Consider the following 11,902-nt stretch of genomic DNA (forward strand, 5'->3'; position numbering starts at 1 on the left):
CCGGACATAGCGTTGTTGCTTATCCGTTGCACCACCACCCGGACGGCGACGCCGACCCTGTCCCAACGACTGCTCCACCGCAACCTCCATTGACCCACGGTGTTGCGACGTTCACTGGAATCCGCCCCGTCACGGTGGGGCCACGCCGGGTTGACACACTCACAACGCTCCCGGCATACATGCCGACTCATCTGACGCCGAGATTTTGGCCTACACGAGCCAACATTCGGCGAACCCGCGCATCTTCCCCGCTACCCCACCGGAGACTTGGGTCGTCTTTCTTTCCTGAGGGCGGAGACCGAGCGCGACTGTGGTCAGTGGTGATGAATCACGGAGAGACATCCAACGACGGGGCTCGCCGCATCTTTCACACCTCGCCGAGCGAGCACCTCGCCGACCTCAGAAACCGACTAGTCATCGGATGGCGGTCACCGCGAACCTGGCGACTAAACGGGACGACGGCGGCCAACTACCCCGTTCTCGAGATTGCGGATGCGGAGCCTGTGCCCTTCCCGGGGTTTGACGCAATCACTCTGGACTTCCCGCAGCTACAGGCGGTGATGCGCGAACACCGCTACGCGTCGTGGCGGACGGCTCTGGCCTCAGTCATCGGGATCTACCTGATCACAGACACACGCGATGGCCGCCACTACGTTGGCAAAGCTGACGGTAGCGAGAGCATCCGCCAGCGATGGAGTTCCTATGCCGCCAACGGGCACGGGGGCAACGTCGAGCTGCGGAACCTTCAGCCCTCTACGTTCCGCCTCTCTCTGCTCCGAGTATTCGATCCGGCAACGCCAACCCGACAGGTCGATGCAGCCGAGAGACACTTCAAGCGTGCCCTCGATTCCCGCCGGCACCGCCTCAACCGGAACTGACCCCTTCGGGATGCGGCCCAAGAGCCGCCCCCAAGCGGGGCGGGACAGCGATGCTCGACCTCCCCGACACCTGACACCAGACAGGAGGTCGCTACGCGGCGGAAGGACGCCCTCTGATTCCCGGGCCGGCCACAATCCCGGCCATGTCTAGAGTCCGCAGGGTGTCGTCGAGCTTGCGCAATCTCCCACGGGTCACGCCAAGCGCGCCTGCGATTGCGGTCCAGGAACGTCCGGCCTTTCGCGCCTGCCTCACGGTTCCCAACCCGGTTTCGTCTCACTTCTGCCGGATCTGATGAATGCACCGCAGCGTGAGCAGCAAATCCTGCTGCGACGCCTCCCGCAGCCGTTGTCGACTCTGTCGCAGGCGGGCCGATGCCGCTGCGGGTGCTCGGCTCCATTGACGATGCACTCGAGGAAGGAGACGTCTGATCGCGGCGTTGCCGCGGCCTGTGCCGAGCCTGAATTCAGCCCGGGCAGCGGGCCGCGTCAGGCATCGGGCGTGATCGCCAGGCCCGTGACGTCCGGCTCGTCCTCTTGGGCGCGCGTTCACGGTACGGGGCGGTGGCCAATCCCGGTGACCAGGGTGGGGGTGATGACCCGGGGGCCACCAGCATCCAACCGGTTGCGGAACATGCGCACGTCATCAGCAGCGATCAGGCCCGCCCGCTCCGCACCGGGCGCCAACTGCTCAAAGGAGAGCCGGAAGAAGTCATAACCCGGATGGGTACAGTCGACGACCAATGACCTGCCGTTGCCCTCAACCGGGCCGAGACCAGCGCCAGCCAATACCCCTACCAGTCGGCGACCGAACGTCCGATCAAAACCCGCTGCTGCCATGAACGACAAGATGCCCTCGGTGACTCGGTTGTTCAGTGCGTCGTCCGACTCGAACCCAAACCCGCTCCAGTCATAGTCCTCCACCACCAGCCTGCCCCCAGGAATCAGCGCGTCCACCAGCTTCAGGACGACCGCAGCCGGGTCTTTCAGGTGCTCCAGCAGCAGCCTGGCATGCACCACGTCAAACTGCGCCGCCGGCAGCTCGCCCGTGACGACGTCGACCTCGCAGACCTCCACCACGTCCGATGCCAGCGGCGCGACGAACCGGACATCAATGTCCACGGCCACCACCCGGCCGCTGTGGCCCACCTGCACGGCCAGCCACTGCACTATCGACCCGCCGCCGGCGCCGACTTCAAGGACTCGCGATCCGGGGGCAACCCCAGACCTGGTCAACACGTCGCACGTGCCGGGGTCCCACAGGGCCTCGATCCCGGCCAGCCTGGCGCGCTCTTGAGCCCACCCTTGATCCATGACGTACGAGGAACCCACAACTTCGCAGACTACTCTCTGGACCCCTCCCGCGGTCCAGGATCAGGAGCACGGCGAGGCCCCAGAAACGCTTGGTTGGCGGCCTGATCGGAGACCGCCGTTGAGACCTGGCCAACCGTAGGACTCAGCGAAGATCTGTCCTTACATGCATGCGCCCACCCACTCTGGGCGGTAGGCAGATTCCCTCGGGTGACTCCTCCGCCCGGCCGTTACGCGGCGGAAGGACGCGGGTCGTTCAGGCTGAGAAGGGCTGACTGCGTAACGTTGGGCGGTACCGATGGGGGCCGGGTATCGACGCCGTTCAGACAGTGGGTGCAAAGCGCGAGTTGAGGCTGCTCGACCTTGACACGGTTGCATGGCAGTTGGGCTGATTTTTCAAAGCCTTCGCGTGGGGGCTGGACCGGCGCCCTCTTCTCACCCGCGGGTGGCGTCTGGTTGTTGGCAGTCGCCGCGCACGCGTCGGGCCGGTGACGCGCCCCTTCTTGTTTAGGGCTGTTCGTTGAGTCCCGCCGCGCTCAGCGCTGGCCGGCGAGAAGTCTTTCGCGGTCGAACGCGGTTGAGGTGAGCCGCCAGCCGGTGGCGTCGAGCAGGAGAAGGGTGACGGTCAAGCTCACGGCTACTTGGGGCGTGAGGGGGATGACGTCGAACGCGATGAGGGACGTCACCGCGACGGAGGGCAGGCTCGCGAGGAGGCTGAACTGCTGAGCGACCCGCACGTCGCTGGATCTGGTCGAGATCCACAGGCCGGCCCAGATCGACCAGGTAGCCAGGAGCGGCGTCAGCAGGAGTTGGGTGATCAGGTCCGGGCCTCGCAGAAGCCCGGAGGCTACGGTCGGACGGGCGAAGAGCCATACGCCGGTGAGGAAGAAGGCGTAGACCGTGTACGAGACGACCATGGTCGGCAGGAGGCAGGCCAGGGCCTTGCCCAAGAGCAGCTCTTCGCCGCTGATCGGCGTGGTGAGTACCGGTTCGAGGGTGTCTTGCTGCCGCTCGCCGACCACGGCGTACGCGGACAGTGTCGCCGGCACGAGGGCGGGGATGGCCAGCATGTAGAGCAGCAGGTGCCGGTTGCTTAACGAGAGTGCGGTCTCCTGGGGCAGGATGAGGACCAGGACCAGCGGCTGGATGAGGAAGATCAGTGGGAAGATTGCCATGGTCACGATGACGTTCGTGTTGCGGCGGTATTCGCGTGTCTCCTTGCGGACGATGGCGTGGACTCGCCGTTTGCTGAGCGTCATGTTTGGCCCACCTCCTGGTCCCGGTGGACCAGTTCGAGGTAGACGTCCTCGAGTGAATGGTGGGACTCGTTGATCGACAGGACATCGGCCCCGGCGGCCACCAGGGCGCGGGTGACGGCCGGTGCGGCGACCGCCGGATCGGTCACGGTCAGGATGTAGGTGGCCGGGGCTTCCTCGCACCAGTGCTCGACCGAGGGGAGACCGGCATAGACGCTGGCGGGCGCCGTCAGCGGGTCGAGGGTCCGGACCGTGAGCGACTTCGCGAACAGCTGGTCGCGTAGCTGCTCGGGCCGGCCGATCTTCCGAACGCTGGTGTTCAGGATGGCCACTCGATCGCAGAGGCGTTCGGCTTCGTCGAGTCGATGCGTGGTCAAGATGATCGTCACGCCGCGCTGGCGAAGGTCATCGACCAGTTCTTGGACGCCTCGGGCCGCCCCCGGATCAAGCCCGGCAGTCGGCTCGTCCAGGAAAAGCACCTCCGGGTCGCTCAACAGCACCCGGGCCAGCGCGACTCGTTGCCGCAGACCCTTGGACAAGGAACCACACGCATCGTCGGCCCGCTCGAGGAGATGGACCGCCTCCAAGGCAGCAGCGACGCGCTCCTTCGAGTGCGGCGTCTGGTACAAGTCCGCGAAACACTCGAGATTTTCCGCGACGCTCAGGCGCAGGTAAAGGCCGGGCGACTCGGGCATGATGGCAATGCGTCGGCGGATCTCCACAGCGTTTTCCCGGTTCAGAGGGAGCCCCGCGACCTGCGCGGAGCCGGCCGATGGGGACAGCAACGTCCCAAGGGTCCTGACCAGGGTGGTCTTGCCCGCGCCGTTCGGGCCCAGGATCCCGAACACCTCACCGCGGGGCACCCCCAACGAGATGTCCTCCAGGGCCACCCGGTCACCGAACCGCTTGGACAGGTGGTCCAGAGCCAGCGCATCACCTGCGCCGTCACCATCCACGATCACTCCAATCCGTCGGCCGTCGCCGTGGGCGGGTCCACCCCCAACAGGGCGGTACCGCTGCCCCCATTTTGCGCATTGAAGCGCCCCAGGTTCTCGGCCGTTCCTATACGGGGTGCGGCTCTCGGTTGAGGGCAGCGTAGTGGGCTTGCTCGTACTCGACGGGCGGGACGTTTCCCAGCGTCGAGTGCAGGCGTCGGTTGTTGTACCAGTCGACCCATCCGGCGGTGGCGTACTCGACGTCGGCGACGGTCTTGTAGGGGCCGTCGTGGAAGACGGTGGTACGGATGCACTCGGCCTTGTAGAGGCCGTTGATGGACTCCATCAGGGCATTGTCGTAGGCGTCACCGACCGACCCGATCGAGGGCCGGATCTCCTGCAGCGCGAGGTGCCCGGTCAGCCGCAGACTCGTGTATTGCGACCCTGCGTCCGAGTGATGGATCAGCTCTCCCGGCTCGGTGGGGTGACCCTCGCGGTCGCGCTGCCACAGTGCCATCCGCAGCGGGATCATGACCAGGTCGGTGTGCTTGGTCGTGGCGGCGTGCCCGGCCACGATCCGTTGGGCGTAGACGTCGACGATGAACGCGACGTAGACCCATCCGGCCCATGTGCGGCAGTAGGTGAAGTCCGTGACCCAGGTCCGGTTCGGTGCTGCGGCAGTGAAGTCGCGGTCGAGCAGGTCCCCGGCCCGGATCCCGTCCTTGGCCGGGATCGTGGTCCGGATGCCCTTGTCACGCCTGACCCCAGCCAGCCCCAGGGTCCGCATCGCGCGGTCCACTGAGCCAGCAGACGCCTCAGCCATGACGGTGCGGCGCAGGTAGACGGTCATCTTCCGGCGCCCGTAGAGCCCCTCAGGGGCCAGCTTGCGCACCACGACGCCGTTGGCGTCGACCTTGGTCGTCCAGGCGATGTCGCGCACGGCGTCGACGACCTGGGCATCAGTCACGGTCCGAGCCGCCACCCGGCTGGTGTCGCGGCAGGTCTGTTTCCAGGCCCGGTAGGTCCGCGCGGCGATCTGGCAGCCCTGCTCACGCAAAACCCGACAGATCGACTCGACCGCGTGGTCCTCGGCTCTCATGGTGTCGATGAAGCCCATGATCAGCGGTTGCGGAGGTCGAGTTCCCCGGCGAAGAAAACCGTCGCGGACTTCAAGATCGCGTTGTCCTCCTCAAGCCGGCGGACCTTGGACTTGAGCGCCTTGAGCTCGGCCAGCTCCTCGCTGCTCGCACCGGCACGCTGACCGCCGTCGACCTGGGACTGGATCACCCAGCGACGCACGGACTCCCTGCCTACACCGAGCTACTTGGCCACGACCGCCGCGGCAGCCGTGAGCGAGGAGTACTCGCCCTGGTGGTCATTGGTCAGTCGCACAGCTCTGGCCTTGAGCTCTTCATCGATCTTCTTGGGCATCTGCTCATCCTCCTGGACTCAAACAGGAGCGGCATCAAACCTGGGGCGCTTCACGATGCGGCGGGAGCCCGGCCGCCGGTGCACTGGTCGGTATGAGCGGCCAACCCACGACCCAGCCCATCTCCAGCGCCCGCGAACACCGATGGACCGTCGTCGTCGCGTTGCGTCCAGGGCAGACGGGGCCTCTGATCGCGGTGCACGAGGGGTTGTCACCGGCCTCCCGTCGGCTGCGCTACTCCGCCCCGACACCAGAGCTCACACCACGGATGGTCCACGTGCTGACCGACCTGCGTCCGGACCACCACGAGGCGTATGCAGCGTGGCGCGGTGAACACCCGATCGGGATCGCCCGGTGGATCCGCACGCCAGACCTCCCGGACGCAGCCGAGCTGGCTCTCGAGGTCGTCGACGCCGAGCAGGCCAGGGGCGTCGGTCGAGCGCTCGCAACGTTCGCTGCGGTCCAAGCCTGCCGTACCGGTGTGCGCACGATTATCGTCTTGGTCGACCCCAACAACGTGCGCGTACGCGTCTGGTTGGCCAGGCTGCGCGCCAGGGCCCTCCCCGACGACGCGGACCGGTTCGCGGTGCCGGCGCAGGCCGTCTGCGGGTTTTCGACGGGGGCCGTGTGATGGTCACTGGGCGCGCAGTGCGGACGCCGTTGCCTCGTCTGCGGGGTAGAACGACTCGATGCTCAGCTCCTCGAGCGTGACTTCGGCGGCGGTCTGGACGTGCGCGGCGATGGAGAAGAAGGCCCGCTCGCCGATGGGTGTCGCCAACCGGAGCGGTGTGCTGAGCGTCTTGGGCCAGGTGCCCCGCCTGAGGCGTCGAGGACTGCGGTAGGTCTGATCGACGCGCTTAAGATCGGGCGAGCCAGTCTGCCGCGCGGCCGGCCCAGGGGTCGGCACCGATCATCTCGAAGCTCTCCTGGGCGCGTGCGACCCGGAACCGCGCAGCGTCGGCGCCGTGAACCGCTTGCAGGCTCTCCCCGAGCAACAGCTCGGACCGCGCCTGCTCGAAGGGTGCGTCCAGATCGCCGAATGCCCGCGTCGACGCGTCAAAGTGGTCGACGGCCTGCGCCGGATCGACCGCGATCAGTCCGGAGCACCTGGACAACGTCGCTGCTCCCCATCCTGAACCGGTGGCGTCCACGTCCGTGCGCAGCCACTCGGTGGTGGTGACGGCCGTAGGCCGGTCATCGGTGCGGATCAACGCCTCGACCAGGTCCGCCTCCCACATGCGCACCGACGACAGACCCAGCCCGTTGGCCAGTGTGCGACGGTAGACCTGGTTCAACACGACCACGGCCTGGTGGGCGTCTCCGACGCCGATCGCCAGTAGGCCTTGAGCAGCATCGGCCCGCCAGAGGGTCGAGTGGTCACCGAGCTCCATGGCCGCCCGTCGGGCCGCGCGCAGGTGGGTGTTCGTGCGGGTGATGTCGCCGCGGCCTGCCTGCAGTCGCGCGGACAGGACATGCCCGTATGCGTTCGAGTGCCCGATCGCCTCGCCGCGCTGCATCATCTGTTCCAAAGCGCTTGCGCAGCGCCTCCACCGACCGCGGCGGATGTCCAGCTCGGCCTGGCATGCCCAGGCCGACAGGAGAGCAAAGTCGTCGCGTGTGTCCGTGCGGTAGATGCGACGGCCGAGAATGGCCGCTGCATCCTTGGCCCGGTCGCTAAACGTAAACCAGTTGGCGATTTCGAGTACGGCCTCCATACCGTCGAACACCTCACGGTCGGGGTGGCGTAGAGCGAGCGCCGCAAACGCCGCGAGCTCATCGAGGAGCACGTGGTCCAGCACACGGATCCCTCGCATCGCCTCCAACATGGCCGTCAGTGCGTCGACGATCACCCGGGCCACGGGTCGGTGTGTCGGAATGCTCGACCTGGCCCGCACACCGGGCGGTGCGCCCGAACGGCCCACGTCCCGGGACGCCCGCCCGGCCAGGTCCAGGGCGTGGTCGAGATCGTCGACGATCGCCAGGTACCACGCGGCGGCCGCGTAGAGGCGCCACGCCCCCGACTCGGTCCGGACGGCGTGCTCCTCCAACATCGTGACGACGGTGTCGAAGGGCGCCGATGCCACCGTCTCGGTCAGTTCCTCCAGGCCGAGACTCAGGGCCGGCTGTCGCGCGCGGAGCGACACGACATACATCGCCGCGTTCACCCTCCGGTTGCGGTCGCGGCCGTCTTCGGCCAGACCGAGCTTCAGGTAGATCGAGCGCAGCGAAGACTCAACGGTCTTGACGCTAACGAACAGGCGCCCGGCGATGCCGTCGTTGGACAGCCCGTCGGCCACCAGCTCGAGCACATCGAGCTCCCGACTGGACACGGGCGTGATGGGCGTGATCAGCGCCGCGTCAAAGGGCCGCCCCTCGCTGGCCGGCGGCTGGGACACTGAGCCCTGCTCTCTCGACATGGGCTACTACGAAGGTGGCTGGCCCCTGCTGATCTTGTGTTTCGCGCGGCGAGGTCGAGGGTTTTCCCCGGTTCGCGTCGGACGCGCCGATCCTAGCGTTGAGCGCATGACCAGACGCAGTTCGTTTTCTCGCGCGACCGGGGTCGTCCTCGCCGTGGGAGGCGGGTTCGCCGTTTGCGGCTGCAGCTCACCAGAGGCCGCCTCGGCCGGGCCCGATGTCACGTCCCCAACGACGACCCTGACCGTGACGGCGGCCCCGTCGGCGTCGCCGCGCGTCGTGTCGACCTCGCCCACGGCAACCAAGACGATATCGGTGACGGCCGACAACATCTGTACCTTCGTCAACATCAACACGGCGCAGACCACCAGCGGCGTCTCCCCGCTCACAGCCTCGGTCGAACGGTACGAGGGGAGAATCGTCTGCAACCTCGCGGGTCCTGGTGCCAAACCGACCGACGCCGGCGTCGTCATGTTCATCTACGACCCAACGCAACAGCCGGACTCCTACGACCCGCACGACTCAGTCGGTGGTCTACGGGGGGGCAAACTGGTCTCTCCGGATCCGCGGTTCGCGCCGTATCCACAGACGGGGCGATACAACACCCTGGTGACCTGGGTTCACGACACCCACCCCGCAGTCCTCAGTGCCCGGGGGCCACTCGTCGACGGCGCCAACGGCAGTCATCTCGTCCCGCTAGCGCAGGAGATCGAAACGGCCCTCACTTCGCACGCCCAGTGACCACTTCCTCCACCGCCGAAAGGGCAACGCATCACCATACACACTCAGACGGAGTCGACGACTAGCACTCCGCAAGAGGTCGTCGAGAATTACTTCGCCCGCATCGATCGACGGGACGAGGCGGCCTTCGACCTGGTGGCGGAGGACTTCATCAACCACGCCTCGGCGCTTCAGGGCCGGGCCGGACATCGTGAGATCGTGCATATTCTCGACCATGACCTCGACGGTCCGGAGATACGAAGGCACCACGTGGTCGCTTCTGGGGATCTGGTGGTTGTCCACGTCGATCTGATCGGCACCCACGTCGCGTCGAGTCCCAACTTCGCCCTGTTGGCTGACGTGCCCCCGACCGGCAAGCCCGTGGTCTGGACGTTCATGCACCTGTTCCGGGTCAGCGGCGGGATGATCGCGGAGCATTGGGCCTGCCGTGACGACTTGGGTCTGTTGGTGCAGCTCGGCGCATTTCCGGCACCCACCCAGTAGGTCACCGTGAACTGCCCAAACCTGGAAGGACCATCTGCTCCCGGATGCCGACCACGGGGCCCCGCAAGTGCGCGCGGCTGGTTGGTCGTCTGGGGGCGCTTGCTCGGGTGGCGTTGTCGGCTGCCATCTCCGTGTGATGCCATTCGGTTGGTCACGAGTGGGTTGGCGATCGCCGGCCTGTGCGTCCTGCTCATCGCGTCGCCGGCAGGTGCGACACCGCACGCTTCTGGTGGGCTCGGCGCAGGGGAGTCCACCACAATTGCCGCTTCGACACCTGGAGTCGGTTCCGCCGACGACGTCATCCGTTACGTGAACCGAGAACGTGACGCGCTGCACCTTCCCGGCGTCGCCGTCGTCGTCCTTCGGAACGGACGACAACTGGTCTCGGAGGGCTTCGGTGTGGCGGGTCCCGGTGACCCGCCCGTCACCGCGGAGACCCCGTTCCTCCTGGGTTCGACGAGCAAGCAGTTCACCGGCCTCATGGTGCAACGGCTCATCCTGCAGGGCCGCCTCAGCCTGGACACGACTGTTCACGAGGTCCTACCGTGGTTCGGCAGTGGAAGCGACAGGCTGTCGCGAGTCACGGTCGGCGAGCTGCTGACTCATTCGTCTGGGCTGTCCACGCAGGCCGGCCGCGCGCAGTGGGGGTGGCGCTTCGGCCGGGCGGACTCCATCGCAGCAGGCGTGCGCACGATCACCGAGGCCGACCTCGCGGCTGTACCGGGCGTCCGGTTCGAGTACTCCAACAGCAATTACGACATCCTCGGCGCGATCGTCGAGGGCGTCATGAAGGAGCCCTACGCTCGAGCCTTCGACCAGCTGGTGGTCGCACCGCTGGGCCTGAGCTCGACGACCGCTGATCTGGGGCGCCCGCCACCGGGGCTCGCGGCCGGGTACTACCTCTGGTTCGGTGGCCTGGCCGCCGTCACCCCAACTCCAAAGGTCCCCAGTGCGGTGCCATCGGCGATGATCGTGTCCACCGCCAGCGACCTGGCCCGGGTCGTCCAGGCCCATCTCGGCACGGGTGACCCGCTAGCCCCGGTCCTGGCCGCCGCGCGTGCCCCGCTGCTTCGGGTGAACGAGTACGACCAGTACGCCAGCGGGTGGTGGGTTCGCCTCCTGTGGGAACTGCACGCCGGTAACGAGAACCCCACCGACGCGAGCCTCCCATCCTGCATCGAGCACGACGGCCAGACTGACCGGTCGATGAGCTACCTGCTGGTCTGTCCTGCTCTGGGCCTGGGGGTCGTGGCCCTGGCCAACGCCGGCCAGGGACCCGACCCTGACCTGTGGGGGCGCTTCCACAGCGGCCTCGTTCATGCGGTCTTGGGCACCCAGCCGGAGATGTTCGTCGCTGATCCGGTGATTCGGTATGCCACGGTGATCTTCCTCGGGGCGCCTGCGGTGCAGGTGTTGGCCCTCGCCGCGCAGATGCGCGCCGTACGCCGTAGGCGACACGCCTTCCGGTGGTCCGTCCCAACCATTCTCCTCGGCGCCGGGGCGCTGTGGCTGGGGTACGTCTACGCACCGGGGAGAGCGGACGGCGGCCCGGTCCACGCCATGTGGTCGTCGGTGCCGGACCTGGCCACCTCGACCATCGTGGGAACCCTGCTCACCCTCACCTCCCTCGTCGTCGTGGGCGCTGCACAAATGCGACGCGCCCCTCGCACCGACAGAGGCGTCTAACCGCCGCCTGCGGGGCGTAGCCGTCAGCGGGGTCCGATCCACCCCTCGCCGGCGTCCGCTCGTGGCACGAAGCGACCATCCACGCCGACCCCGGGTAGGTCCGACTTTGCCGGCCTGATCAAGGCCCGGACGACACACCCTCGGCAGGAGGGGCAGCGCCTAGGAGAGCCGCAGGAACCTGAAGTAGAACGCGGCGAACACCAGAACAATCCCAACGTTCACCATCAGCCGCTCCCAGGCATGGTCTTGGAAGAAGAGGACATCCACCCCGACCACCACGGCTACCAAGACGAGCACGTACACCACGACCACTACTTGTCTGCCCATCAACTCCTCAGTCCCGCACCGCTGACCCTGCGAAGACGTCAAGCCGCGCCGCTCCGCAAACCACCGAACAAGGCTGGCACGCGTTCCTCGATGTGGCCTGGGAACGCACGAAATGGATGGCAGGCCATCCCGGTCGGCCGCCCACCGGCACACCCGCGAGGTCGACAGCTTCCCACGGGCTTGAGGGACCTCCAGCCAAGGGCCTGTCCGATGAAAGGATGCTTCTATGTCTGTCAAGGGGTGCTGTGGGCCTTCAGGATTCGGTAGAGCTCGCGGGCGATGTAGCGCTTGAGGCACCGGTTGATGTCGCGGGGGCTGAGGGGTCTGTACGACAAACGGTGTTTCTGGCCCAACACGCCGACACGGGTCGGCGAGGAAGGCTGGTCACCGATGACCGAGACACTCAAGGGCATGAGCAGCATGCCGAAGGATGCGAAGAAGACC

12 protein-coding genes and 1 pseudogene are annotated in these 11,902 nt (G+C 66.9%); 5 read left to right on the top strand and 8 right to left on the bottom strand.

The features are described from left to right. Window positions 1–323: 323 nt before the first annotated feature. On the top strand, window positions 324–878 hold the full coding sequence (locus ABI385_RS14560; protein ID WP_348104478.1) for a GIY-YIG nuclease family protein: 555 nt from the start codon (window positions 324–326) through the stop codon (window positions 876–878). A gap of 546 nt (window positions 879–1,424) precedes the next feature. Here ABI385_RS14560 and ABI385_RS14565 read toward each other — a convergent pair. The 4 genes and pseudogenes from ABI385_RS14565 to ABI385_RS14580 form a co-directional block, all read right to left on the bottom strand. After that, on the bottom strand, window positions 1,425–2,189 hold the full coding sequence (locus tag ABI385_RS14565) for a methyltransferase domain-containing protein (protein WP_348104488.1): 765 nt from the start codon (window positions 2,187–2,189) through the stop codon (window positions 1,425–1,427). Between the two features lie 533 nt (window positions 2,190–2,722). Beyond that, window positions 2,723–3,445, bottom strand: a complete 723-nt coding sequence (locus tag ABI385_RS14570; RefSeq protein WP_348104479.1) for an ABC transporter permease subunit — start codon at window positions 3,443–3,445, stop codon at window positions 2,723–2,725. Then, window positions 3,442–4,398 carry an ABC transporter ATP-binding protein gene (locus ABI385_RS14575; RefSeq protein ID WP_348104480.1) on the bottom strand — a complete coding sequence of 319 codons (957 nt, stop codon included), beginning with the start codon at window positions 4,396–4,398 and terminating at the stop codon, window positions 3,442–3,444. The genes ABI385_RS14570 and ABI385_RS14575 overlap by 4 nt, the downstream gene beginning before the upstream one ends. A gap of 106 nt (window positions 4,399–4,504) precedes the next feature. Then, window positions 4,505–5,808, bottom strand: a pseudogene (locus ABI385_RS14580) (IS3 family transposase). A gap of 92 nt (window positions 5,809–5,900) precedes the next feature. Between ABI385_RS14580 and ABI385_RS14585 the strand changes: the two are divergent. Further along, the gene (locus ABI385_RS14585) at window positions 5,901–6,437 is read left to right on the top strand and encodes a GNAT family N-acetyltransferase (protein WP_348104481.1); all 537 of its coding nucleotides are present in this window, start codon (window positions 5,901–5,903) and stop codon (window positions 6,435–6,437) included. Window positions 6,438–6,440: 3 nt separating this feature from the next. Here ABI385_RS14585 and ABI385_RS14590 read toward each other — a convergent pair whose 3' ends face one another. Further along, a complete protein-coding gene (locus tag ABI385_RS14590; RefSeq protein ID WP_348104482.1) occupies window positions 6,441–6,584 on the bottom strand; it encodes a hypothetical protein in 144 nt (47 codons plus the stop codon). Window positions 6,585–6,663: 79 nt separating this feature from the next. Beyond that, window positions 6,664–8,202 carry a helix-turn-helix transcriptional regulator gene (locus tag ABI385_RS14595; protein ID WP_348104483.1) on the bottom strand — a complete coding sequence of 513 codons (1,539 nt, stop codon included), beginning with the start codon at window positions 8,200–8,202 and terminating at the stop codon, window positions 6,664–6,666. A gap of 127 nt (window positions 8,203–8,329) precedes the next feature. Here ABI385_RS14595 and ABI385_RS14600 point away from each other — a divergent pair, with 127 nt between their 5' ends. From ABI385_RS14600 to ABI385_RS14610, 3 genes are all read left to right on the top strand, one after another. Beyond that, complete coding sequence (locus ABI385_RS14600) at window positions 8,330–8,962, top strand: hypothetical protein (protein ID WP_348104484.1); 633 nt, start codon at window positions 8,330–8,332, stop codon at window positions 8,960–8,962. A 36-nt stretch (window positions 8,963–8,998) separates the two neighbouring features. Continuing rightward, window positions 8,999–9,445: an ester cyclase gene (locus tag ABI385_RS14605; protein ID WP_348104489.1), complete on the top strand. Its 447-nt coding sequence runs from the start codon at window positions 8,999–9,001 to the stop codon at window positions 9,443–9,445. Window positions 9,446–9,607: 162 nt separating this feature from the next. Then, complete coding sequence (locus ABI385_RS14610; protein WP_348104485.1) at window positions 9,608–11,131, top strand: serine hydrolase domain-containing protein; 1,524 nt, start codon at window positions 9,608–9,610, stop codon at window positions 11,129–11,131. A gap of 159 nt (window positions 11,132–11,290) precedes the next feature. Here ABI385_RS14610 and ABI385_RS14615 read toward each other — a convergent pair whose 3' ends face one another. Both ABI385_RS14615 and ABI385_RS14620 read right to left on the bottom strand, forming a co-directional pair. Further along, on the bottom strand, window positions 11,291–11,458 hold the full coding sequence (locus ABI385_RS14615; RefSeq protein ID WP_348104486.1) for a hypothetical protein: 168 nt from the start codon (window positions 11,456–11,458) through the stop codon (window positions 11,291–11,293). 233 nt (window positions 11,459–11,691) lie between these two features. Then, window positions 11,692–11,902: hypothetical protein (locus ABI385_RS14620; RefSeq protein ID WP_348104487.1), on the bottom strand; the 211-nt coding region annotated here is incomplete at its 5' end.

The sequence above is a fragment of the Lapillicoccus sp. genome, from assembly GCF_039935575.1.
In the GTDB taxonomy this organism is placed as follows: domain Bacteria; phylum Actinomycetota; class Actinomycetes; order Actinomycetales; family Dermatophilaceae; genus Lapillicoccus.

Excerpts from the sequence above, each read along its gene's own strand:
- ABI385_RS14615 (WP_348104486.1), bottom strand. The coding sequence starts at position 11,458 with ATGGGCAGACAAGTAGTGGTCGTGGTGTACGTGCTCGTCTTGGTAGCC.
- ABI385_RS14570 (WP_348104479.1), bottom strand. The coding sequence starts at position 3,445 with ATGACGCTCAGCAAACGGCGAGTCCACGCCATCGTCCGCAAGGAGACA.
- ABI385_RS14565 (WP_348104488.1), bottom strand. The coding sequence starts at position 2,189 with ATGGATCAAGGGTGGGCTCAAGAGCGCGCCAGGCTGGCCGGGATCGAG.
- ABI385_RS14600 (WP_348104484.1), top strand. The coding sequence starts at position 8,330 with ATGACCAGACGCAGTTCGTTTTCTCGCGCGACCGGGGTCGTCCTCGCC.
- ABI385_RS14585 (WP_348104481.1), top strand. The coding sequence starts at position 5,901 with ATGAGCGGCCAACCCACGACCCAGCCCATCTCCAGCGCCCGCGAACAC.
- ABI385_RS14560 (WP_348104478.1), top strand. The coding sequence starts at position 324 with ATGAATCACGGAGAGACATCCAACGACGGGGCTCGCCGCATCTTTCAC.